This window comes from Erwinia persicina (assembly GCF_014838825.1).
In the GTDB taxonomy this organism is placed as follows: Bacteria; Pseudomonadota; Gammaproteobacteria; order Enterobacterales; family Enterobacteriaceae; genus Erwinia; species Erwinia persicina_A.
In genome coordinates this window covers 96,385-120,228 of the sequence record NZ_JACYMO010000012.1, presented here as the reverse complement: position 1 = coordinate 120,228, position 23,844 = coordinate 96,385, and the positions used below count along the sequence as shown (strand labels likewise).

Genomic DNA, 23,844 nt, shown 5'->3' with positions numbered 1-23,844 from the left:
GGTATGCGAATTCATCACCTTAACTGTGGCTGTATGTGTCCCTGGGGCGGTGCCTTATACGACGGGTTCAGCAAAGGGATAAAGGCGCACCTGGTTTGTCACTGCCTGCTGATCGAAACGGAGAGGCAGGGGCTCATTCTGGTCGATACCGGCTTTGGCCGGGATGATGTGCGCAGGGCGGATCAGCGCATCGCCGGTTTCTTTCGCCTGATGAATAACATCCAGTATAAACACTCCCTGACGGCTTTATCCCAGATTGAATCGATGGGGTATTCTGCCCGCGATGTCAGACACATTATTCTGACCCACCTTGATTTCGATCACGCGGGTGGCCTCTCTGATTTTCCCTGGGCAAAGATTCACCTGATGCAGCAGGAAATCGATACCGCCCGGTCGCGTCACAGCTGGCTTGCCCGATCGCGATACCGGCCGGCACAGTGGCAGGGGGCTTCCGGCTGGACGGGTTATCAGACACAGGGGGAAACATGGTTTGGTTTTGATTCCGTGACCGGACTGGATGGGCTCCCCCCGGAAATACTCCTGATCCCCCTTGCCGGCCATACGGCAGGCCATGCGGGTATCGCCATTGATACCCCGGAAGGCTGGCTGCTGCACGGCGGCGATGCCTGGTTTTATCGCAGCGAGATGTCGGGCGAGCGGCGGCACTGCACACCCGGGCTGCGCTTTTATCAGTGGCTGATGTCCGCTGATGGGCATGCCCGCCGGACGAATCAACAGCGACTGCGAGAGCTGGCCTGCTCTGCCTCTGCGAATATCACGCTATTTTGCAGCCACGATGCCCGTGAGCTGGCCGCGTTTCTCCCCGAAGAAGCGCTTACCGCGTCGGACGGACACTCAGCCGTCTGACGCCCTTCCCCTTTTCATTATGATGCGAGGATCCTTTTATGTCAGAGATGAATCAGCTATGTGTCAGTGCCTGTCTCAGCTGCCTGGCGGCCTGTGAACGTTGTGCCTCCGCCTGCCTGCAGGAGCCGAATCTGGAACATTTGCGGGACTGTATCCGCCTTGACAGGCAGTGTGCTGCGTTATGCGCAATGACCGCGCAGCTGCTGGCAATGGACAGCGAATATGCGCCTCAGGTCTGTAAGCTCTGCGCCGACGCGTGTGAAAAATGCGGAAAAATATGCAGCCAGCACGATCACGATCACTGCCAGATATGTGCAACGGCCTGCTTTGATTGTGCTGAAAGCTGCAGGGGCATCGCCATGAGACTGCCCTGACCCGCAATCGCGGTGAGTTTTACTGGTTTCCGGGAGGCGTGATGGTGATAATCAAGGTCAGCTCACTGATGAGAGGACTGCTATGAAAACCCCTTCTGCAACCATTACTGAGGTGGAAGCGCTGGAGCGTCTGTATGGTGCGGTTGCCAAACCCTCCCTGACCAAAGTGACCGACCATATTCACCCGGCCTATCGTCCCTTTATTGAATCCTCACCTTTTGTTGCGCTGGCGACGTCAGGCGCTGAAGGTATGGATATCTCGCCCCGGGGCGATCCGGCCGGATTTATCCACATTGAAGACGCCCAGACGCTGCTGCTGCCCGATCGTCGGGGGAACAACCGGATTGACAGCCTGCGTAACCTTTTACTGGACAACCGCGTGGCACTTTTGTTTCTGATCCCGGGTATCGGGGAGACCCTGCGCGTCAACGGAACGGCTGAAATCAGTATTGACCCGGCCCTGCTTGCCCGGTTTTCCGTGGATAATCATCTTCCTCTGTCCGTCATTCGCATCACCGTACAGCGGGTGTTTTTCCAGTGCAGCCGGGCCATTCTCCGTTCCCGGATGTGGGATCCCGCGCTTCACCTTCCGCGCACGGCCCTGCCGAGTACCGGCACGATCCTGAAGCAAATCTCGCACGATGAGATTGACGGTGAAGCCTATGATAAAGCGCTGCCTGAACGGCTGAAAACGACGCTCTACTGATCCGTCCTGCGGCCGCGGGCGGAGGACGGTCACCTGTTCTGGCTGGCAACCTCACCGGGGGTAAACACAGGTGCGTCTGAACCGGGCATCTGCCGGGGCCGCGTTCTGACCGGGCGGCTGCCCGGGTTGCCGTCATAACGGGATTTTTACTTCCTTGCTACGCCTTCTGCGCAATTGCATAAAATACGGCACCTGTCTTTCCCTTGTCAGCTGATTAACTCTATAATATTGGGTGTTAACGATGAAAAATTACTTTAAGGCCCGTTATTATGGATTTAACTCTCAGCAAACCCGATGAGATTGTCAGGCTACTGTGCGGGCGTCTGCGCAAAGAGCGGCTCACACAGCAGATGACCCAGGCCGACGTTGCGGCCAGGGCGGGGATTGGCGTCAATACCGTGTCCAATCTGGAATCCGGACGCAGCGTGGGGTTTGAAAATCTGGTCAGGGTGGCGATGGTGCTGGGGCGGGGTAAGGAACTGGAGGCTCTCTTCGCGCCGAAAATCGACAGCCTGGACGACCTGCTGCGCTATGAGAAAAACACGGCCCGCCAGCGTGTAAAACGGAGTATTCATGATGGTGAGTAAAGTCGATGTCTGGTACGAGGGATGGGGTGACCGCTGGCTGTGGGGAAGCCTGGTCTCCTCAACCGCCCTCACCGGACGCCCGCAGATCCTGTTTGAATACAGCGAAGAGGCGGTCCGCCGTGGGCTGGAGCTGGCCTCGCTCACTCTGCCGCTCAGCGGCCCACGCCTGCGCAGAGCGTTCCCGGCCCATCAGATGGGCCTGCCTGGCCCGGTATATGATGCCCTGCCCGACGGCTGGGGTATGCTGCTGATGGACAGGCTGTTCCGCCAGCGCGGGCTAAACGCGGCACGCATCGGGCCTCTTGAGCGGCTGACCTGGATCGGGGATAACGCCATGGGCGCGATGTCGTTTGTCCCCTCGCAGCAGGAGGAGACCGGCCAGGCGGAAGATATTGCCCTGGCACAGCTCTCGGCTGAGGTGCAGGAAGTGCTGGACGGTGAGGGCGGGCAATTTTTACAGCGGCTGCTGCTGATGGGTGGCTCACCACAGGGGGCGAGACCGAAAGCGTTGTTGTATCGTGATGCCGCCAGCGGGGCCTTTACCACCGTTGCCAGTGCAGACAGAGAGGCGTGGCTGATTAAATTCCCCGCCCGGCAGGAACACCCTGAGGTTTGTGCGATTGAAGCCGTTTATGCGCAGTGCCTGCGTGCGTGCGGTATCAGCACGCCGGAGACCGCCTGGTTTGCCCTGCCCAACGGCCAGGCCGCGTTTGCCTCACGGCGTTTTGACCGGCAGAACGGCCTGCGCGTGCCGATGCAGAGTCTGGCCGCATTCACCGGGGCCAACTACCAGACGCCAGGGGCGCTGGATTATACGAATTTTCTCCGTGCTACCGGGCTGTGTACCCATGATGTCCGACAGAAGGTGCTGGCGTTTGAGCGGGTGGTGTTCAACGTGGTGTTCAACAACCGCGACGATCATCCGAAAAACTTTGCCTATCTGATGTCAGCTTCGGGTCAGTGGCAACTGGCCCCGGCGTATGATGTCACCTGGTGTGAAGGGCCGGGTGGTTATCACCAGATGGATGTGATGGGGGAAGCGCTGGATATTGGCCGCGCACACCTGTTAGCGCTGGGGGAGCAGGAGGCTGAACTGACCGCCTCACAGGCCGGGGAGGTGATACAGCGCCACTGTGAGGTGGCGTCCGGGTTTACCCGGCTGGCCGGCGAGATGTTCCCCGGGCAGATCACCCGAGAGACGCTGCGCACTATTCAGCAGCGCATCGATGACACCCTTAAACGGATACAGACGTAATGCCAGGCGGTCGGGAGAAAAATATTTTCTTCCGACCGCAACCTTTGTCCTGTCCGGGGCGAAACTCTGGTTAAGGTTATCAGGGCGCTGTCGCCTGCCTCACACTGGAGAACTATTATGCGTATGAAAAGAACCCTCTGCACGCTGGCTGTCACCGCCCTTCTCGGGCTGGCGCTGCCCGTCACGTCTGCCTTTGCCGCTCTGCCAGCCGGTGCAAACGCCCCTGACTTTCAGCTGAAGGCGGCGCTGGCCGGTAAGCCGACCACCTTCTCGTTGCAGCAGGCCCTGAAGAAAGGCCCGGTAGTGCTGTACTTCTTCCCGGCCGCCTTCAGCGCGGGCTGTACGCTGGAAGCCCATGACTTTGCCGAAGCCACCGATGCGTTCAGCAAGCAGGGCGCAACCGTTATCGGCGTGACCGCCGGGAATGTGGATCAGATTGAGAAGTTCTCCCAGCTGGAGTGTCGTGACAAGTTCACGGTCGCCGCCGATCCGGGGGCTAAAGTGGCTGCAGAGTACCAGAGCACCATGCAGATGAAGGGGCAGACTCTGTCGGATCGTACGTCGTACGTGATTGCGCCGGACGGTAAAATCCTGCTGAGTTATACCGATAAAAACCCGGACACACATATCCAGAAAGCCATGGATGCCGTGAAAAAATATCGCCAGGCCAATCCGGCGTAACGTCCCGACTCAACGCAGGTAACGCTATGCTGACTGCCCTTGCTGCCGCCTTTCTTGGCGGCCTTATTCTCAATCTGATGCCGTGCGTCTTTCCGGTGATTTCCCTCAAAGCGTTGAGTATGATCCGCCATCACGACCGGCCTGCTCAGGCACGGGCGGAAGGGCTGGCGTTTCTCGGCGGTGTTGTGGTCACCATGCTGCTGCTGGTGGGGGTGCTGTTACTGGCCCGCGCCGGCGGATCGGCCGTCGGCTGGGGCTTCCAGCTCCAGTCGCCGCTGGTGATCGCCCTGCTGATCCTCGTGATGCTGGCTTCCGCCCTTAATCTGTTCGGACTGTTTGAGGTCGGACTCTCCGTGCAGCGGGTGGGAGAAGTCGGCGGCGGTCGCGGCGGGCTGACCGGCTCGGCGCTGACCGGGGCGCTGGCGATTATTGTTGCCACTCCCTGCAGCGCACCGTTTATGGCCAGCGCTGTTGGCTATGCGCTGACTCAGCCGCCGCTGGTGAGTCTGGTGATCTTCACTGCCCTGGCGCTGGGCTTTGCCGCGCCGTTTACCCTGATCGCCTTCTTCCCGCTGCTGGCCCGCCTCTTACCGGCTCCCGGTGCATGGATGGTGACGCTGAAACACGCGCTGGCGTTCCCGATGCTGGGCGCGGTGGCCTGGTTGATCTGGGTGCTGGAACGTCAGGCGGGTTCAGGGGCTCTGGCGCTGATCCTCGCCTGCTGCATCGTACTGAGCTTTGCCGCCTGGCTGTATGGCATCGCGCAAAAACGCCGTATGATGGGGCGGCGTCACTGGCCACAGCATCTCGCCACGGGGCTGTTTGTGCTGATAATGGTGCCCCCGCTGGCCAGCCTGACGTCCTTGTCTGCTCAACCGGAGGCGGAAGCAGGTGCGGACGCGGCAGCCGCGGTCGCCTGGTCTCCGCAGAATGTTGACGCGATCAAAGGCCAGGGGAAACCGATCCTGGTGAACTTTACCGCCTCATGGTGTATCACCTGTCAGGTGAACGATCGCACCTCGTTGTCAACGCAGGCGGTGAAATCCGCGATGGCGCGGACCAACACACTCTATATGGTTGCGGATTCAACGAAGTACAATCCTGATGTGGAACAGGCACTCAGTGAGTTCGGCCGGGGTGGCCTGCCGCTCTACGTGGTGTATCCTGCCGACGGTGGGAAACCGGTGGTGCTGCCGCAGGTACTGACGCCGCGCATCGTGATCTCTGCACTCGAACATGCCGCAAACAACGGAAAGAAAACGTGAATGAACCGATGAGTGAACGCTGTTGCGATGTCCGCTGACCGCCCGCTGAATGCCCTAACTGGCGGGAGCGTTTATGGCAGGCACTGATACCCGCGCACGGGAATGGCCGCGACTGATGGCGCAGGCGCAGGCGGGTGACAAGGCGGCCTATAACCAGCTGCTGAAAGCGATGGTACCGGCCATCCGTGCCTTTGCGCGCAAAAAAATCAGCGATGACGCCCTGCTGGAAGATGTCGTGCAGGAAGCCCTACTGGCAATCCATCGCGTACGCCATACCTACGATCCTCAGCGTCCCATTCTGCCCTGGGTAGCTGCGATCACCTCGGCGCGGGCGATTGATGCCCTGCGGCAGCGCGGCCGCCGCCCGGAGGTTCAGGATGATGACGCCCTGCTCCGCCAGGCGGCCGATGTCGGGGACGAGAGTGTCGTTTATGACGAGCTTACCGGCTATCTGGGCGCGCTGCCGTCGCGCCAGCGCGAGATGGTGGAGTCGGTGCATCTGCGTGAACAAAGTCTGGCACAGACGGCAGCGGCCAGCCACCTGTCGGTTTCTGCGGTGAAATCACTGTTACATCGCGCCATGCTCAATCTGCGTAAATATGGACGGGGGAATGATGAGAAATCATGACCAACTGATCGACGAACTCAGCCAGACTGTCAGGCCGGTCACGCGCACCTGGCCAACGGCCTGGCGCGTGGCCGCGTGGGCCGCCGCCGTGCTGCCCTGCGGCATGCTGACCAGCTGGGCATTGCACAGCCGGTTTACCGACTGGTCCCAGCCGGGATCCTGGCTGGCGCTGATCACCCTGCTGCTGTCGCTGGCCACGGGCACGGGCACGATGGCCGCGGCCTTTACCGTCAGCATCGCCGGTCGCCAGGCGTCCGGGTTGAAGTGGTGCGCGCTGCTGGCCGCTGTCTGGCTGGCCATTAACCTGCTGAACAGTGTACCGGCCTCGCCACCGACGGGCGCCGGGCACTGGGGAGAAGGCCTGCACTGCTATCTGTTTATGCTCAGTGCCAGCCTGCCGATGATCGCCATCTCCATTGCCTGTCTGTACCGCACCCGATCGCTGCGCCCCGGGCAGAGCCTGGCGCTGGCCGGGGCGGGCATAGCCTTTATGTCATCCATGCTGCTGTCGCTGTGCCATGAGGTTCACCTGCACCGGCTGGACTTCACCCTGCACCTGGCGGCGGGTGTCACCATTGTGATGCTGACCGTACTGGCCGGACGGCGCTGGATCCAGTTAAGCCGCTAGCCGTAGCGGCCTGCCTTCCGCAGCGTTGCATCAGGTTGATCGGCGATGCGCGGTGAGATAACGCTTCACCAGCACAAAGAACAGCGGAACAAAGAACAGTGCCAGCACGGTGCCGGCCAGCGTTCCGCCGATAATCCCCGTACCGATGGCAATGCGGCTGTTGGCCCCCGCCCCGGTGGCCACCGCCAGCGGCACCACGCCCGCCATAAAGGCCAGTGAGGTCATCATAATCGGGCGCAGGCGTGACCGCGCGGCCTGCAGCGCAGCAGCGCTGAGGGATCGTCCCTGCCTGACCGCTTCTTCGGCAAATTCGATAATCAGAATAGCGTTTTTCGAGGTCAGCCCGACGGTGGTCAGCAGGGCGACCTGGAAGTAAATATCGTTATTCAGCCCCCGCAGCGAGACGGCCAGTACGGTGCCGAGCACGCCCAGCGGAACTGTCAGCAGGACGGAGAACGGTACCGCCCAGCTTTCGTACAGGGCGGCCAGGCATAGGAAAACAATCAGAATCGAAATCGCATACAGGGCAGTGGACTGCCCTCCGGCCTGTTTTTCCTGCAGGGAAAGTCCGCTCCATGCGCCTGTCGTGCCAGGCGGTAGCTGTTCCTGCAGCGCCTCCAGCGCAGCCATCGCCTCGCCTGAGCTGTACCCCTCTGCGTTCTGTCCCTGGATCTCGAAGGCGGCAGAGCCGTTGTAGCGGTTTAGGCTTTCCGGTCCGACCGTCCAGCGGGTGGTGGCAAACGCGGAAAACGGCGTCATGCCGCTGTCGGCATTGCGGATAAACCATTTATCCAGGTCGCCCGGCGCGGAGCGATACGGTGCGTCGCCCTGCATATAGACGCGCTTCACGCGATCGCGATCGATAAAGTCATTGATGTAGGCCCCACCCCAGGCCCCGGTCAGCGTGTCGGTAATGTCGGCGGGTGCCAGGCCCAGCACCACGGCCTTATTGATATCTATATCCACCTGCAGCTGAGGCATCTGTGGCAGAACGTTACTGCGCACCGCCGCCATCTCCGGGCGGTGGCTGGCTTTTTCCAGCAGCGTATCACGCAGGGTTTCCAGCTGGCTGCGCGGCGTTCCCCCGCTGGCCAGCAGCTCATAGGTGAAGCCGCTGTTTTGCCCGAGGCCCGGCACCGAGGGGGGGGTGAGGGCGAAGATCTGGGCATCACGGATGCCTGACAGTGCGGCCGTCGCGCGGGCGGCAATAGCTTCAGCGGAGTTCTCCGCCCCCGGACGCTGATCCCAGTTTTTTAGCTTGATAAAGGCCATACCCGCGTTCTGTGCAGCCCCGCTGAAGTTAAAGCCATTGATGGTAAAGACCACCTCAACATTGTCTTTCTCCTCCGTCAGGAACCAGTCGACAATTTGCTGGTTAACCGCCTCCGTGCGGCTGCTGGTGGCTCCGGCTGGCAGCGTTGCCTGCAGCATGACGCTCCCCTGATCCTCATTAGGCAGGAAACTGCCCGGCAGACGGGTGAACACCACAAAGAGGATCAGCCCCATGGCACCGTACAGCACCACCATCATCACCGGGCGACGCAGCGTGCCCAGCACCTTGTGGCGGTATTTTCGTTCGGTCGCGGCATACAGCCGGTTAAAGCCCCCGAAGAAGCCACGGCGATGAGGTGTGACGGGCCGCAGCAGCATGCCGCACAGGGCTGGCGTCAGGGTCAGGGCCACCACCACGGAAAAGGTCATGGCGGCAATAATGGTGACGGAAAACTGACGGTAAATGACGCCGGTTGAGCCGGCGAAAAAGGCCATCGGCAGGAATACCGCTGACAGCACGAGGGCAATGGCCACGAGGGCACCTGAAATTTCCTTCATCGATTTTTCAGTGGCTTCCCGGGCAGGGAGTCCCTCGTCGTGCATGATGCGCTCGACGTTTTCCACCACCACTATCGCATCATCCACCAGCAGACCGATGGCCAGCACCATGGCAAACAGCGTCAGCGTATTGATGGTGTAGCCCATAACGGCCAGTACGCCGAAGGTGCCCAGCAGCACGACGGGGACCGCCAGTGCGGGGATCAGCGTGGCGCGGATATTCTGTAAAAAGAGGTACATCACCACCACGACCAGCGCTATTGCTTCAATCAGGGTGATCACCACGTCCTCAATGGAGATTTTGATAAAGTCGGTGCTGTCCAGGGCATACGAGACTTCATACCCGTCCGGCATGGAGTGACGATACTCTGCGATGGTGGCCTTTACCCGCTTCGCCGTGTCCAGCGCGTTTGCGCCCGGTGCCAGCATCACCCCCACCCCGGCCGCAGGATGACCGTTCAGGCGGGTGCTCATATCATAAGATTCGCTGCCGAGTTCGACCCGGGCAACGTCGCCGACGCGCACGATGGCCCCGCTACGGTCGCTTTTAACGATGATATTGCGAAACTGCTCCGGGGTCTGCAGGCGCGACTGCGCGCGCACGGTGGCCGTCAGTTGCTGATTGTCAGGTGACGGCAGTCCGCCGATCTTGCCGGCGGAAATCTGGACGTTCTGCGCCCGGATAGCGGCGGCTACATCCGAAGGCTGTAAGGCATAAGAGTAAAGTTTTGCCGGGTCCAGCCAGATGCGCATTGCATACTGACCGCCAAAGACCTGAATATCGCCGACGCCCTCTGCGCGCGCCAGAGGTTCCTGCATATTGCTGACCAGCCAGTCGCCGATATCTGAACTGCTGCTTTTATCGGTTGTATCATACAGGCCCATCACCAGCAGGAAGTTTGACTGGGACTTGGTGACGGTGACGCCCAGCTGCTGAACCTCTGTTGGCAGCCGCGACAGCGCCTGCTGCACCTTATTCTGCACCTGTACCTGCGCCGTGTCCGGGTCGGTGCCCTGGCTGAAGGTGACATCAACGCTGACGTTGCCCTGTGAGCTGCTGCTGGAGGTGAAGTAAAGCAGATTATCCAGCCCGGTCAGCTGTTGTTCAAGGATCTGGGTAACGCTGTTTTCCAGTGTTTCGGCAGAGGCACCGGTGTAGGTGGCGCTGATGCTGACCGACGGCGGAGCAACATCGGGATACTGCTCCACGGGGAGCTGCGAGATGGCCAGCGCACCGAGCAGCATGATAAGAATGGAAATGACCCACGCAAAAACCGGGCGATAGATAAAAAAGCGAGAAAACATCAGCGTATGCCTCGTTGTTTTCCAGCCTGATATGTCGCCGTTACCGTCGGGCGGCATGTTCAGATGAAAAACGAATGTTCTGACCAGAGTAAAACTGTCAGGGGGTGAAGTCTGACAGAAAATAAAGGCGAAAAAGTAAGGCGATATAGTAAGTTAAATTAACGGTTTTGGGTAATAACATCACCGATGTTTTCCAGAAAATCCCCAACGGCGTATTCGACTTTGAGCAACGATCCTGACCAGGGCGCGAGAGCCAGCTGACGGGCAGACAGGCCCAGCCGGGCTGAGGTAATGTATAAGGTTGTTCCGCTGCCATCAAAGGTGCAGCTGGTCGGGCGCGGCACAGGAAGGGGTAGCCAGCGAACGGTTTCACCATCGGGCGAGATACGGGCAACAGCCGCACCGTCAAAAAGCACGCTAATCAGATAACCCTCGCGATCGACCACCAACCCGTCCGGTTTGCCGTACTGACGCGCGAGGGTAACCAGCGGCTTGCAGATCCCCATCCGCCCGGTCAGGGGATCGCGGGGACAGGCATAAATCATGCCGGCGAGGGAGTCCGTGATATACAACATCCGCTGGTCATCACGCCAGGTGAGGCCGTTGATCAGGGTAAAACCATCGTCGATCGTTTGCCAGCGCCCGTCCGGTGACAGGCAATACAGATAGCCTGAACCCGCTGTCAGCGCTTCATTGATCAGACCGACCCAGAGACGGCCGCAGGCATCAAAACAGGCATCGTTGAAGCGGTAACCTGGCTGCGCGTGGGGGGCGGTGGCGATACGCTGTCTGCGGCCTGCGCGGTCAATCCGCTCAATGTGGCAGCCTGTGCCGATGACCAGCCCGCCGTCCGGCGCTTCTCTGACAAACGCCAGCGGAGCGGGCAGGGTCAGCGTCCGGTGGTGACCGGTCAGCGGATCAAAGCGATGGAGAACGCCGCCCGGGGTATCGACCCAGATGACCTGCCGATCGGCACGGTGCCAGATCGGGGATTCCCCGAGAAGCGACTCGCCTGCCACGGCGACAGATACCGCATTCATCCGCGCGGCTCAGGATGATGTACGGCAATCTGCGCCCAGTTTGCGGCAACATCGTCTGGCGTGGCTGCATGCACTGCGCGCAGATCGTAAGGATAATGCACACCACTGGCTTCTGCTGCGCGTGTGGCATGGAACTGGCCGTTAGCCGCCCGCAGTATCCAGCCACCTTCGCGACAGGCCGGGGAAGCCAGAAAAGCTACGCCGGGCGCGACGTCTGCGGGCCGCAGATCACCCGGTTCGCCGTCCACTCCCCACATCCGCGTTTTCGCCACGGGAGACACGGCATTCACCACGATCCCCGATTCTGCGCCCTCGGCGGCCAGCACGTGCATAATACCAACGACCGCCATGCGTGACGCTGCGTAAGCGGTCAGTCCGTGCTGCACATACTGCGGATAAAGCGCCCGGCAGGAAGTGGTCACGACGATCCGCCCATAGCCTGCGGCTTTCATCCCGGGCCAGGCAGCCTGTGCCAGCCAGAGCGGTGCCTTTGCGGCAATGGTCATCATCCTGTCGAAGGCCGCATCCCCGATGGCTTCCACCGGCTGATACGCCACCCAGCCCGCACTGTGAATCAGCGTGTTAACCTGTCCCGTCAGGGCTTCCGCGCGGTTGAAGAGAGCATAACAGCCCTCCCGGGTGCTGATATCGCCCGCTATCGCCCGCACCGTTAACCCTTCCGATCGGAGCGTGGCGGCAGCGTCTTCCGCAACCTGCGGATCGACGCTCTCCCCATCGCTGGCGGCACCGTTATCCTGAATCAGTACCGTTGCCCCCAGTTTGCCCAGGAGGCGGGCATAGGCCAGGCCCAGTCCTCGCCCTGCTCCGGTGATCAGCACCGTACTGTTGTTAAAATTCATGCTCTCTCCTCAACGTTAAACCTATGAGGGGGAAGTATGGGAGGGCTGCTACGATATTAAAAATACTCTTTACCGGCATTCATGATAGATTTTTTATATCGTATTGACGTGAGGGGGGGGGGATGAGATGGGGACGGGTAATACCTCAGCGATCACGCTACGTGCGATGGAGCAGTTTGTCGCGGTGGCGGAAGAATTGCATTTTCACCGGGCGGCAAAGCGGCTGAATATGTCACAGCCTCCGCTGACCAGTGCCATACAGAAACTGGAGCACGATCTTGATGTCATCCTTATTGAACGTGGTAACCGCGTGCTGGGCTTAACGCCCGCCGGGAAAACCTTTCTGGCTCAGGCTTATCTTCAGTTGCAGCAAAGAGAGCAGGCCGTCATTCTGACCCGTGATGTTGCTGCCGGGCGAACCGGCATTGTGCGACTGGGCTATGTGGGCAGTGCGCTTTACGGTTGTTTACCGGATGTGATACGCCAGTTCCGCCTGACACACCCGCAGGTGCGTCTCGAGCTGCGCGAAGCTACAACGGCGGCACAAATTATCGCTTTGCGTGAAGAGGATCTGGATGTGGGGGTAGTGATCCCCCCGGTGGCGAGCGCTGATGACATCAGCCTGACGCCCTTCGACAGCGATGCCCTGTGCATCGCCGTACCACAGGATCACCCTCTCGGCAGGCGGTCAGAACTGACGCTTGCCGCGCTGGCCGACGAGCCTTTTATTTTATGGCCGCGCCTGGAGGGCCGGGGGTTTCATCTGCAGGTGATCCGCCTGTGCGCGAAGGCGGGATTTGTCCCTGACGTGGCGCAGGAGGCCTTCGGCATGCACGCCGTGCTTTCCCTGGTGGCGGTTGGTGCGGGTGTGACCCTTGCTCCACAGAGCATGAGCCATTTTCTGGCAGACAGGATCCGTTACTACCCTCTCCCGGACGCGGATGCCCGCTTTGATCTGGTGCTGGCGCATCGCCAGCTTTCACCCGCAGCCGCGGCGTTTATGGGGAGGGAGGATGATTTTCCTGCCCACCGCCAGGGGAGGATAGAACAGTCCTGAAAAAGCGGAGTGCCCTGCGCTGGCCAGCCGCCAGGCAAGACTGCAGAGGAAGCGTTACTTTTTCCCCTGCCAGCTGGCCCAGGGGTCATCGGCCGGCGGCGCTGCCTGCTCCCGAGCGTCTTCCTCCAGCGAGGCGATATAGAGATCTTCGACCTCTTTTCGTGCCCATGGGGTGCGGCGCAGAAATTTCAGGCTCGATTTAATACTGGGGTCGCTCTTGAAACAGTTAATATTGACGCGTTTCGCCAGCTCTGCCCAGCCGTAACGCGCCTCCAGTTTGATTAACAGGGCTTCGAGGGTCAGGCCATGCAAAGGATCTTTCGCAGCGTGAGAGGTCATGGTTAAGTCCGGCGAGTCTGGGGAAATTGCGCACACGATACTGAGCAGGAGGAGCAGATGCAAATAAACCCTGCGCAATATCAGCCCTGCCGCGCTATAAAAATCAGGCTGTGTTTACTCGCCTCCAGCATGATGTCACGGCTGGCGAGCAGATTTTCACCCAGCATTGGATCTCCTGCGGTCACCAGCGATAGAAAAAGGGCGTTTATCGGCTCATTTCAGACATCCCTTCTCTCATTTTATTAACGGTTTGCCGCGAGGATCGCCAGGTGCGTGAAGCCACGCTGTTCCAGGCGCGCGGCGGCGCTGGCTGCACGGAGCCCGCTGGCGCAGACCAGCACAATCCGGCGGCCAGCTGGCGGTTGCCAGTGGTCGATCTGCTCTGGCAGAACGCGGACAGCGCGATCGCTGATACTGCGAGGGGCTTCCTCTTCGCTGCGCAGTTCAACAATACAATCGCTGCTGGTCAGCAACGGCCTGTCAATAAAGGGGACGCCGGGTCTGTCCGGCTCATCTGCGCCGTCAAAGCGAAACTGCCGGAAATGCCACGTACTGAAATCACAGTTAATCAGGCAGCCAAGCGGTGAGGGTGAAAATCCGAGCAGAATACTGAGTGCCATCTGAGCCTGAAGTGCGCCCAGCGTCGCCACTGCCGGCCCCATCACCCCGGCGGTATTGCAGTTCGCTGCGCTGCCTGGCAACTGCGGGAAAAGTGCACGGTAGCCGGGTGCTCCGCCGCAGAAGCCCCCTACATAGCCCTGCCGCCCCAGCACAGATGCGCTGACCAGCGGAATGCGACGCGGCAGGCAGGCGTCGGAGAGCAGATAAGTGACGGCGAAATTATCGGCGGCATCAATAGCCAGATCGATGCCTTCCAGCGCCTCGGCGACCCGGCTTGCACTCAGAGCCAGTGGCCGTACATCCACGACACACTCGGGGTTATGCCTGTATAGGGCCTGCTGTGCGCACGCTGTTTTCAGATTGCCAATATCCCCCATCCCGAAGAGCGTCTGGCGGTGAAGGTTGTGTTCCTCCACCCGATCGCTATCATAAATCCGCAGGTAACCGACACCGGCCCCGGCCAGCAGCGGAAGCAGCGTGGCACTCAGTCCGCCCGCGCCCACCACCAGCACCCGCGCATGGTGCAGGGCCTGCTGCCCTTCGTCGCCAATTTCCGGCAACATTGACTGTCGTTGATAGCGGCTCATCGGCTACAGCTCCCGTGAGTGAAACTGCGCCATACCAAAAATCGGCGTCGAGGCGCTGGCCATATCGCGACGTTCGACCAGACCGGCCTGCCGGGCATCCCATCCGGCCTGTATGGCAGCAGCAAAGGCCCCTGCCATCCGAACCGGATCCTGCGCTTTGGCAACGGCGGTATTCAGCAAAATACCGTCGAACCCCATCTCCATAGCTTCAGCTGCCTGGCTGGGTGCACCAATCCCGGCGTCGATAATCAACGGAATATCGTTAAACCAGGCGCGCATTGAGCGCAGCCCTTCTCTGTTACGCAGCCCCTGCCCCGACCCGATTGGCGCGCCCCACGGCATCAGCAGTTCACAGCCTGCTTCGATCAGTTTTTCACCCAGAATCAGGTCTTCTGTGGTGTAGGGAAACACCTGAAATCCGTCGGCGCAGAGGATACGCGCTGCCTCCACCAGGGCGAACGGGTCGGGTTGCAGCGTATCGGCATGACCGATCACCTCCAGCTTGATCCACCGCGTATCAAACAGCTCACGCGCCATATGGGCAGTGGTGACGGCCTCCTTCACGCTGTGACAGCCCGCCGTGTTCGGCAGAACCCGCTTATTCAGCCCGGTCAGCAGCTCGCGAAAGGCTGTACCGTGGCTGCCTTCACGGCGCAGACTGACGGTGATAATTTCACTGCCGGAGGCCGCAAGCGCCTGCTGCAGGATCGCCGGAGAGGGGTACCCGGCGGTACCGAGCAGAAAACGTGACTGGGGTACAAAATCATAAAACATCGTTTATCCCCCCTGCATGGGTGACAGGACTTCGAGTTCACAGCCTGGTGTGATCGGCTGCGTTTCATAGCGGGCGCGGGGCACGAACTGTCCATTTAACGCGCTGGCGACACAGCCTGCGTCAATCTGCTGTTCGCGCAGCAATTCCGCCAGGGTGCGGGCGGCAGTATCGACCGGCTGGCCGTTAAGCTGAATTTTCATATCAGGTTTTCCTGTATCAGTTGCTGCATCAGGTTTTCCGCCATCACTGGCGCGAGAAGAAAGCCGTGCCGGTACATGCCGTTAACGGACCAGACGCCGTTATGGCGATGAATGGCAGGGACATTATCAGCGTAGGCCGGACGCAGCCCGGTGCCGCTTTCCAGCACTCTGGCTTCGGCCAGTGCCGGGTGGATGGCGTAAGCGGCACTTAGCAGCTCCATCATGGCGCGGGCGCTGATCGGGCTGTCATCGTGGCTTTCCACCATGGTCGCCCCCAGCATAAAGCGCCCCCCCGTGCGCGGTACGAGGTAACAGGGAAAGCGGGGATGGAGTAAGCGGACGGGCCGGGAGAATTGCACCTCATCGCTGTGCAGGATCAGCATTTCGCCGCGAACGGCGCGCAGTCCCGGCTGTTCGTGGGCAGCGTGGATCCCCCGGCAGTCAATAACCGTGCCGCCGGGCTTGTCCTGATGGAAGTCAACGCCGTGTTGAAGCAGGCTGGCCCGCAGCTGCTGCAGCGCGCTGCGCGGGTCGAGATGGGCCTCGCCGGCAAAGAACAGCCCGCGGGCAAAGCGCCCTTCCAGGGCGGGTTCCAGCGTGACCGGTTCCACCCACTGATGGGCGTGCGTCATGCGCGAAAAACGGGTGAGTTCAGGCGCGTCGCGCGGGGGGGCGACTACCAGGGTGCCCTGATGCTCCACGCCTTTGACACGTGCAGACCACCACGGGGCAGACCGCTGGCCCAGCTCAACAACCTCCGCCGGGGCGCTTTCGCCTTCGCACCAGGGGGCCAGCATTCCGCCTGCCCAGTGGGATGCCGCATCATGCCGCGGTGAAGTGATCACCTCCACGGCCTGGCCGTGCTCTGCCAGCATCGTGGCGATGCACAGCCCGGCAACGCCGTCACCGATCACAGACCAGCGGCTCATGAGGTAAGGATCCTGACAGGGAGAAGGGGGGTTACCAATAGCGTCACGTTAGCCTCTCAAAACTAGATGAGACCCGTGATAAGGATAAGGAAAAAGGCTGAGGCGGAATAAACACAGGCCTTCGCGCGGGTACGCTGGGTGGCCGGCTGGCCCGTCATCAGGGTACGCGTCTTCCTACGCCAGTATCAACTGGGTCAGGTTCTAAGGGTCGCTACGCCGCGATAAATCGCTCATTAGCCTCTCAGTCTCTCTGGCGAGACTCCCCTGACAGGAAATAGTTTTATTTTACCGGGTGGGAATCGTCAAGCGATATGCGGTTTTAATGGGGAAAAAGACGGCAATTTGAGACGCTGAAATTTTTTTTAATTGAATGCTCAATCAATAAAAACTATCATTCGTGCTTCTGTTTACACAAAATTTACTTTCCGGAGGCGATTTGAGTCAAGAGTTATAACGATTAATCAATAAATTACACTAATATTCATCCTGATGGTTCTCCCAGTGTAATTAGCGGATATACGGCGGATTTTACCCAGTATGCGCTAATGCGCGCTTCGCAGAGCGGACTTCAGGTTCTTTCCCTGATCATTTTTTGCGGAGACATTATGCCGACGACTGAAATACCAGGAAAGCCTCAAAAAGATCGTATCAACCCCGTGGTTTTCTACACCTCAGCAGTATTGATCCTGCTGTTCTCCATGACGACTATTCTGTTCACTGATTTTTCCGATCGCTGGATTAATCGTACCCTCGACTGGGTATCCAACACCTTCGGCTGGTATTACCTGCTGGCCGCCACGCTGTACATCGTGTTCGTTATCTTTATGGCCTGTTCCCGCTTTGGTTCCATTAAGCTCGGTCCTGAGCAGTCCAAGCCCGAGTTCAGCCTGATGAGCTGGGCAGCCATGCTGTTTGCCGCCGGTATCGGTATCGATCTGATGTTCTTCTCCGTCGCCGAGCCGGTCACGCAGTATATGATGCCGCCAGAGGGCCAGGGACAGACGATGGAAGCCGCGCGTCAGGCGATGGTCTGGACGCTGTTCCACTACGGTCTGACCGGCTGGTCCATGTATGCCCTGATGGGCATCGCCCTGGGTTACTTCAGCTATCGCTACGGCCTGCCTCTGACCATTCGTTCGGCCCTGTACCCTATTTTCGGTAAACGTATTAACGGGCCAATCGGTCATACCGTGGACATCGCCGCCGTGCTCGGGACGATTTTTGGTATTGCCACCACATTGGGCATCGGCGTTGTGCAGCTGAACTATGGCCTGAAGGTGCTGTTTGATGTGCCGGAAGGACTGACGGCGCAGGCCGGGCTAATCGTGCTGTCGGTCATCATGGCCACTATCTCGGTCACCTCTGGCGTGAATAAGGGCATTCGCTTCCTGTCAGAGCTCAACGTGCTGCTCGCCTTTGGTCTGATCCTGTTTGTGCTGTTCGTCGGTGATACCAGCTTCCTGCTGAATGCGCTGGTGCTCAACGTCGGGGATTACATCAACCGCTTTATGGGCATGACGCTGAACAGTTTCGCCTTCGATCGTCCAACGGAATGGATGAACAACTGGACGCTGTTCTTCTGGGCCTGGTGGGTCGCCTGGTCACCGTTTGTTGGCCTGTTCCTGGCGCGTATTTCCCGCGGCCGTACTATCCGCCAGTTTGTGGTAGGGACGCTGACCATTCCATTTATCTTTACCCTGCTGTGGCTGTCGATCTTTGGTAACAGCGCCCTATACGAGATTATTCACGGCAATATGGCCTTCGCTGAAGAGACCATGGCGCACCCGGAGCGCGGCTTCTACAGTCTGCTGGCGCAGTATCCTGGCTTTACTTTCAGCGCCTCGGTGGCCACCATCACCGGCCTGCTGTTCTATGTTACCTCCGCGGACTCCGGTTCACTGGTGCTGGGCAACTTTACCTCGCGTCTGGCGGACATCAACAATGATGCGCCAAACTGGCTGCGTATCTTCTGGTCGGTCACCATTGGCGTCCTAACGCTGGGAATGCTGATGGTTAACGGCGTGACGGCGCTGCAGAAGACCACGGTGATCATGGGGCTGCCGTTCAGCTTTGTGATTTTCTTTGTGATGGCCGGTCTGTATAAATCACTGCGGGTTGAAGATCACCGTCGGGCCAGTGCCACGGTGAACACGCCACCGGTAGCGGTATCGCGTGACGATCGCCTGAACTGGAAACAGCGCATTTCACGCGTGATGAACTATCCGGGAACGACCCACACCCGCAAAATGCTGGATAACGTCTGTCGTCCGGCAATGGAAGAAGTCGGGCGTGAGCTGGAACGTCGTGGTGCCAAAGTGCAGGTGAATGAGCTGCCTGCGGTGGAGGATGAGCGTCTGAACCATCTGGAACTGCTGGTTGATATGGCGGATGAGCAGAGCTTCCTCTATCAGATCTGGCCGCAGCGTTACTCGGTACCCGCCTTTACCTACCGGGCGCGCAGCGGCAAATCGGATTACTTCCGTCTGGAAACCTTCCTGCTGGAGGGTACGCAGGGGAACGATTTGATGGACTACACCAAAGAGCAGATCATCAATGACATTCTCGACCAGTATGAGCGTCACCTGACCTTCCTGCATATTCACCGGGAAGCACCGGGTAATTCGATGCCCTTCCCTGAAGCATAAACCCTTAAAAAACCAGACTCCGGTCTGGTTTTTTTTGCTCAGAAAACCACGTCGTTCTCCTTATTATTGTGGAATGGCGCTCAGGCGAAATGCTTCGCGCCGGCAACACAGAGAATAATCGCCGCCGCACTGACCACCATACTCAGGGCAACCGGCTCGTGGAGGAACAGCGCGCAGAGCAACAGACCAAAAAACGGTTGTAGCAGCTGGAGCTGTCCGACCCCGGCGATGCCGCCCAGCGACAGCCCGCGATACCAGAAAATAAAACCAATCAGCATACTGAACAGTGAGACATAGCCAAGGCTGAACCAGGCGGGCGCACCGATCCCCTGCCAGCTGTGCGGCAGAGTCATCAGGCCCGTCACCACCATTACCGGTAGCGACAGCAGCAGCGACCAGCTGATCACCTGCCAGCCGCCCAGCCGGCGCGACAGTTCTGCCCCTTCCGCATAGCCCAGTCCGCACAGCAGAATGGCCGCCACCATCATCAGGTTTCCGGTCAGCGATCCCCCTCCGCCTGCTGAGAGAGCAAAACCTGTCACGATCCCGGCACCCAGCAGGGAGAACAGCCAGAAGGCCCGCGCTGGCCGTTCTCCCCCGCGCAGCACCGCGAAAATAGCGGTGGAAAGCGGCAGCAGGCCGATAAAAACCAGAGAACAGGCGGCGGTCATCTCGCGCAGGGCCAGGGCTGTCAGTAAGGGAAAGCCGACGACGACTCCCGCAGCCACCATCAGTAGCGATACCCTGTCGCTGCGCCCGGGGCGTCGCTGCCTCAGCGCCAGCAGCAGTCCCCCGGCGACCAGTGCGGCAATCACCGCGCGGGCAGAGGTCAGAAACAGCGGTGAAAATCCGCCAATGGCCACCCGTGTAGCCGGCAGGGAGCCGCTAAAAATCATCACGCCAAAAAGTCCACTCCACCACCCTGATGTTGTTCGCTGCATAAGTCCTCTGCGTAAGTATAAAAACAGGCATATCCCACGGATAGTAGAGGTCAGAACGGCGGATTCGAAGATACACTACCCCTACAATTAAGTTGTTCTGTATGGGGAGTCTTTCCCATACAGTTGATCACTGACAGGCTGGGATACCGATGACGCTTACCGAAACACTGATTGACGAAATCCGCCGCAGTATTCTGACCGGTACGCTGGCAGCCGGTGACCGGCTGATGTCGGTGCGCCGCTTCGCTGCCGCCAGGAGCGTGTCACCTTCTACGGTCGTCGAAGCCTATGAGAGGCTGGCAGCAGAAGGGGTGATCCGGGCACGGCGCGGTTCCGGTTTTTACGTGTCTGGCACTCCGCTTGTTGGGCGCAGTCTGATTGATACGCGCATCGGGCAGCCACGGGATGTCGATCCTTTCTGGGTCTCCCGCCAGTCGCTGGATGCAGCAGTGGGTGAACTGACGCCGGGCTGCGGCTGGCTGCCCGACGACTGGATGCCTCATGAGGCACTGCGTAAAGGGCTGCGGCAGCTTTCCCGGCTCGACAGCCCCCTGCTGACCGACTACGGCAGTTCCCACGGGTCGCCCAAACTGCGGCGTCTTTTGCTGGCGCGTTTTGCCCGGGAAGGGCTGTCTGCTTCGATGGACCAGCTGATGCTGACCGGGTCGGGGAGCCAGGCTCTGGATTTACTCTGTCGTTATCTGCTGCGCCCGGGCGACAGCGTGGTGGTGGATGACCCCTGCTACTTCAACTTTAAGGCGCTGCTGCGTGCCCACCAGGTGAAGATCACTGGCGTACCCTATACGCCAACTGGCCCCGATATCGCGGTTTTTGAACAGGTTCTTGCTGCGGAGCGCCCGCGTCTTTATATCACTAACTCCGCTCTGCATAATCCGACGGGTGCCTGCCTCTCTGCGCAGACTGCCTATCGCGTGTTAAGTGCCGCCGCGCTGCACGATACGCTGATCATTGAAGACGATATCTTTGCCGACTTCGAACCGGACCCTTCGCCGCGCCTGGCGATCCCCGACGGGCTTGATCGCGTTATCCGCACCGGGAGTTTTTCGAAAACCCTCTCCGCCTCGGTGCGCTGTGGTTATATTGCCTGCCGGGCCGGGTGGATCGATGAACTGGTTAACCTGCAGATCGCCACCAACTTTGGCGGACCAGGCCCGCTTGCCAGCGAACTGATTGCCGGTGTGCTGTCGGGGGGAAGCTATCGTAAGCATTTGCAGGAGGTGACAACGCGGCTGGATCGCGCCAGAAAAGAGGCGGTGGAACGCCTGGCAACGCTGGGTATCGTGCCGTGGCAGGTACCGCGCGGTGGGTTTTATCTCTGGTGCCGCCTGCCGGACGGGGTGGATTCCACGCTACTGACCCGACGCTGCCGCGAAGAGGGGGTCATTCTGGCACCGGGGAATGTCTTCAGCGTCTCGCAGACCGCCGGTGCATTTGTACGTTTTAACGTGGCGCATCTCAGTGATGCACGGATTTACGGCGTGCTGAAGCGTGCGATAGCGGAGCAGCACCGGTAACGGGTATGACGGCCGCTCGCGTTCAGACTTACCGTCTTGCTGTCAGGCACGAGTCAATCAGCCAGTGCGCATTTTTTCCCGCAGTTTTTCCAGCAGCCATAGCAGGGCCGGGTCGTGGCTGCGGCGCTTATTCCACAGCAGGGAGAGGGTAAAGGGCGGCACGCTGACCGGAACGGCGCTGCTCTGCAAGCCGAAGTGTTCCATCCAGCCCGCTGCCAGGCCCTGCGGGACGGTGGTCAGGGCCGGGATCTGCTTCAACATCAGCGGCAGTGAGGAAAAATGGGGGGTCACATAGCGCACCCGGCGGGACAGATTCTGCCGCGCCAGTTGCTCGTCTATCTGGCTCTGACTGGCACCGCGATAAGAAACCAGCAGATGATTATGGGATATATAGTCATCAAGGCTCAGGGGCGAAGTGAGTGCTAACTGGAGCGGGTGCCACAGCGTGCAGAATTCCATACGGGTAACCGGCTCACGCACCGTCCCGGCAGGAATGCCCTGCCCGACCGAAATCGCTACGTCAACGCGATCCTGTTGTACCATTTCCTCATCGTGGAAGGGATCGCTGGCCGTGATATGCAGGGTCACTCCCGGTGCCTGGCGGTTCAGCGTCGACAGCAGGTCGGGCATCAGCCAGCCTTCCACCCAGTCGCTCATCCCCAGACGGAACCGGTGCGTATCGGTTTCAGGTGAAAAGGATGGCGGCTGAAACAGTACCTGCTGCATCTCTTCCATCACCGGAAATAACGAGGCTACCAGTGTCTCGGCGCGCGGCGTCGGCGACATCCCTTTTGCCGTGCGGACAAACAGCGGGTCGTTAAACATCGTACGCAGGCGCGCCAGCGCCCCGCTGACGGCTGGCTGACCGAGGTGAAGGCGTTCAGCGGCGCGTGAAACGCTGCCCTCGCGATGCAAAACCAGCAGCACCGTCAGCAGATTCAGGTCGATACGGCTAAAATCATTTTCTCTGATAGTGTGCATTATTTTAATCGATTTGAATGATGTCGTTGAGGTCAGGATACTGGCACTCACGCAAAAACGACATGAATTAACGAGGTTAAAATGAAAACGATGGTAATGATGGCCGGTATTGCTTTCTCTGCTTCGGCGCTGGCCGCACCCGAATCTGTTCCGCCGGAGACCCAGGCGCCTGGATTTTACCGCATGACGCTGGGCAAGTTGCGTATCACCGCTGTTTCTGATGGCACGGTCACCATCCCGCTGGATAAGTTACTGACTCATATCAGCCCGCAAAAGCTGCGCGACCGTATGGCCAGTGATGCCATGACGCCGCAGGCAGAGACCTCAATTAACGCATACGTGATTGATAACGGCCAGCAGCGGGTGCTGGTGGATGCCGGGGCGGGCGACCTGTTTGGCCACAACGGCGGTCATCTGCTGGAGAATCTGGCGGCGGCAGGCTATCCGGCAGAAAGCCTCAATGCGGTGCTGCTGACACATATTCATGCCGACCACTCCGGCGGTGTCTCGCGCAGCGGCAAACTGGCCTTCCCCAATGCCCGGGTTTACGTTGAGAAGAAAGACGCAGACTTCTGGCTGACGCCCGGCAACGTTAAGAAGGTGGCAGCCAGCCAGGCCCACACCTTTGCCGAGTCTGAACGTACGTTGCGCCCGGTCATTGATGCCGGACGTCTGAGCACGTTCAGTGCCCCCGCGACGGTATTTGCCGGTATACGGGCCATCCCGGCACCCGGCCATACGCCGGGTAGCGTGCTGTACCGCGTGGAGAGTGAAGGACAGACGCTGGTGCTGTGGGGCGACATTATTCATGCAAAATCGGTTCAGATGCCCGATCCGCATGTGGCAATCCACTTCGATGTTGACCAGAAAAAAGCCGTACAAACGCGTGAGGCGGTACTGGCGCAGATGGCGCAGGAGGGGAACTGGGTAGCTGCTGCACACATTGCCTTTCCGGGGCTGGGACACGTTAAACGCGACGGTAGCGGCTATCGCTGGGTGGCAGCGAATTATACAACGCAGCTCAGCCATTAATCCCCGGTCAGGGGCACGTCTGTGCCCCTGACCGGATGCCGACATTACCCACACCCTGCTCTCTTCTGTCAACCGCTGCATTAGCGCCTGCGCGTTCAGTGTTGATGCGTTGAATTCGCCTGAAATCACGTTATCATCCTTATCGTATCCTCGTGCAGACTGGCTGACGCAGGGTT

At 59.7% G+C, this 23,844-nt stretch carries 23 protein-coding genes and 1 riboswitch; of the genes, 13 read left to right on the top strand and 10 right to left on the bottom strand.

Going from position 1 to position 23,844, the window contains the following annotated elements; translation table 11 throughout:
• Positions 1–3 precede the first annotated feature (3 nt).
• The 9 genes from IFU29_RS20210 (at position 4) to IFU29_RS20170 (ending at position 6,991) form a co-directional block, all read left to right on the top strand.
• Positions 4–867, top strand: coding sequence for an MBL fold metallo-hydrolase (locus IFU29_RS20210; protein WP_191935488.1), 864 nt, complete (start codon positions 4–6; stop codon positions 865–867).
• A gap of 38 nt (positions 868–905) precedes the next feature.
• Positions 906–1,241 (top strand): four-helix bundle copper-binding protein, encoded by a 336-nt coding sequence (locus IFU29_RS22870; protein WP_191935487.1) that lies wholly within the window; start codon positions 906–908, stop codon positions 1,239–1,241.
• 82 nt (positions 1,242–1,323) lie between these two features.
• The gene (locus tag IFU29_RS20200) at positions 1,324–1,947 is read left to right on the top strand and encodes a pyridoxamine 5'-phosphate oxidase family protein (RefSeq protein WP_191935486.1); all 624 of its coding nucleotides are present in this window, start codon (positions 1,324–1,326) and stop codon (positions 1,945–1,947) included.
• Positions 1,948–2,216: 269 nt separating this feature from the next.
• Positions 2,217–2,534 (top strand): helix-turn-helix domain-containing protein, encoded by a 318-nt coding sequence (locus IFU29_RS20195; protein WP_191935485.1) that lies wholly within the window; start codon positions 2,217–2,219, stop codon positions 2,532–2,534.
• Positions 2,524–3,789 carry a type II toxin-antitoxin system HipA family toxin gene (locus IFU29_RS20190; protein WP_191935508.1) on the top strand — a complete coding sequence of 422 codons (1,266 nt, stop codon included), beginning with the start codon at positions 2,524–2,526 and terminating at the stop codon, positions 3,787–3,789. The genes IFU29_RS20195 and IFU29_RS20190 overlap by 11 nt, the downstream gene beginning before the upstream one ends.
• 117 nt (positions 3,790–3,906) lie before the next feature.
• Positions 3,907–4,470, top strand: coding sequence for a peroxiredoxin (locus tag IFU29_RS20185; protein WP_198425000.1), 564 nt, complete (start codon positions 3,907–3,909; stop codon positions 4,468–4,470).
• 26 nt (positions 4,471–4,496) lie between these two features.
• A complete protein-coding gene (locus IFU29_RS20180) occupies positions 4,497–5,735 on the top strand; it encodes a protein-disulfide reductase DsbD family protein (protein ID WP_191935484.1) in 1,239 nt (412 codons plus the stop codon).
• 73 nt (positions 5,736–5,808) lie between these two features.
• Positions 5,809–6,363, top strand: a complete 555-nt coding sequence (locus IFU29_RS20175) for a sigma-70 family RNA polymerase sigma factor (protein WP_191935483.1) — start codon at positions 5,809–5,811, stop codon at positions 6,361–6,363.
• On the top strand, positions 6,350–6,991 hold the full coding sequence (locus IFU29_RS20170; protein ID WP_191935506.1) for a DUF1109 domain-containing protein: 642 nt from the start codon (positions 6,350–6,352) through the stop codon (positions 6,989–6,991). Before IFU29_RS20175 ends, IFU29_RS20170 begins: the two co-directional genes overlap by 14 nt.
• 30 nt (positions 6,992–7,021) lie before the next feature.
• Here the strand turns inward: IFU29_RS20170 and IFU29_RS20165 are convergent, their stop codons facing one another.
• The 3 genes from IFU29_RS20165 to IFU29_RS20155 all read right to left on the bottom strand — a co-directional run bounded on the left by IFU29_RS20165 (position 7,022) and on the right by IFU29_RS20155 (position 12,026).
• Positions 7,022–10,126 carry an efflux RND transporter permease subunit gene (locus IFU29_RS20165; protein WP_191935482.1) on the bottom strand — a complete coding sequence of 1,035 codons (3,105 nt, stop codon included), beginning with the start codon at positions 10,124–10,126 and terminating at the stop codon, positions 7,022–7,024.
• A 158-nt stretch (positions 10,127–10,284) separates the two neighbouring features.
• Positions 10,285–11,166 (bottom strand): SMP-30/gluconolactonase/LRE family protein, encoded by an 882-nt coding sequence (locus tag IFU29_RS20160; RefSeq protein WP_191935481.1) that lies wholly within the window; start codon positions 11,164–11,166, stop codon positions 10,285–10,287.
• Positions 11,163–12,026 (bottom strand): SDR family NAD(P)-dependent oxidoreductase, encoded by an 864-nt coding sequence (locus tag IFU29_RS20155; RefSeq protein ID WP_191935480.1) that lies wholly within the window; start codon positions 12,024–12,026, stop codon positions 11,163–11,165. The genes IFU29_RS20160 and IFU29_RS20155 overlap by 4 nt, the downstream gene beginning before the upstream one ends.
• A gap of 127 nt (positions 12,027–12,153) precedes the next feature.
• On the opposite strand from IFU29_RS20155, the gene IFU29_RS20150 reads away from it, so the two are divergent.
• On the top strand, positions 12,154–13,083 hold the full coding sequence (locus IFU29_RS20150) for a LysR family transcriptional regulator (protein ID WP_191935479.1): 930 nt from the start codon (positions 12,154–12,156) through the stop codon (positions 13,081–13,083).
• Positions 13,084–13,137: 54 nt separating this feature from the next.
• On the opposite strand, the gene IFU29_RS20145 is transcribed toward IFU29_RS20150, so the two are convergent.
• From IFU29_RS20145 to IFU29_RS20125, 5 genes are all read right to left on the bottom strand, one after another.
• Positions 13,138–13,422, bottom strand: coding sequence for a VF530 family DNA-binding protein (locus IFU29_RS20145; RefSeq protein WP_191935478.1), 285 nt, complete (start codon positions 13,420–13,422; stop codon positions 13,138–13,140).
• 242 nt (positions 13,423–13,664) lie between these two features.
• On the bottom strand, positions 13,665–14,630 hold the full coding sequence (locus tag IFU29_RS20140; protein ID WP_191935477.1) for a HesA/MoeB/ThiF family protein: 966 nt from the start codon (positions 14,628–14,630) through the stop codon (positions 13,665–13,667).
• A gap of 3 nt (positions 14,631–14,633) precedes the next feature.
• Entirely contained in the window at positions 14,634–15,404 is a 771-nt protein-coding gene (locus IFU29_RS20135) for a thiazole synthase (RefSeq protein ID WP_191935476.1), read from the bottom strand.
• A gap of 3 nt (positions 15,405–15,407) precedes the next feature.
• Entirely contained in the window at positions 15,408–15,605 is a 198-nt protein-coding gene (thiS, locus tag IFU29_RS20130) for a sulfur carrier protein ThiS (RefSeq protein ID WP_062748700.1), read from the bottom strand.
• Entirely contained in the window at positions 15,602–16,534 is a 933-nt protein-coding gene (locus IFU29_RS20125; RefSeq protein WP_191935475.1) for an FAD-dependent oxidoreductase, read from the bottom strand. Before IFU29_RS20125 ends, thiS begins: the two co-directional genes overlap by 4 nt.
• Positions 16,535–16,688: 154 nt before the next feature.
• Positions 16,689–16,810, bottom strand: a riboswitch (TPP riboswitch).
• A 329-nt stretch (positions 16,811–17,139) separates the two neighbouring features.
• On the opposite strand from IFU29_RS20125, the gene IFU29_RS20120 reads away from it, so the two are divergent.
• Entirely contained in the window at positions 17,140–19,179 is a 2,040-nt protein-coding gene (locus IFU29_RS20120) for a choline transporter (protein WP_191935474.1), read from the top strand.
• Between the two features lie 80 nt (positions 19,180–19,259).
• On the opposite strand, the gene IFU29_RS20115 is transcribed toward IFU29_RS20120, so the two are convergent.
• A complete protein-coding gene (locus IFU29_RS20115) occupies positions 19,260–20,120 on the bottom strand; it encodes a DMT family transporter (RefSeq protein WP_191935473.1) in 861 nt (286 codons plus the stop codon).
• 149 nt (positions 20,121–20,269) lie between these two features.
• Between IFU29_RS20115 and IFU29_RS20110 the strand changes: the two genes are divergently transcribed.
• Entirely contained in the window at positions 20,270–21,655 is a 1,386-nt protein-coding gene (locus IFU29_RS20110) for an aminotransferase-like domain-containing protein (RefSeq protein ID WP_191935472.1), read from the top strand.
• A 57-nt stretch (positions 21,656–21,712) separates the two neighbouring features.
• Here the strand turns inward: IFU29_RS20110 and IFU29_RS20105 are convergent, their stop codons facing one another.
• On the bottom strand, positions 21,713–22,636 hold the full coding sequence (locus IFU29_RS20105; RefSeq protein ID WP_191935471.1) for a LysR family transcriptional regulator: 924 nt from the start codon (positions 22,634–22,636) through the stop codon (positions 21,713–21,715).
• A gap of 99 nt (positions 22,637–22,735) precedes the next feature.
• Between IFU29_RS20105 and IFU29_RS20100 the strand changes: the two genes are divergently transcribed.
• Entirely contained in the window at positions 22,736–23,668 is a 933-nt protein-coding gene (locus tag IFU29_RS20100; RefSeq protein WP_423244851.1) for an MBL fold metallo-hydrolase, read from the top strand.
• The last annotated feature ends 176 nt before the right edge of the window (positions 23,669–23,844 follow it).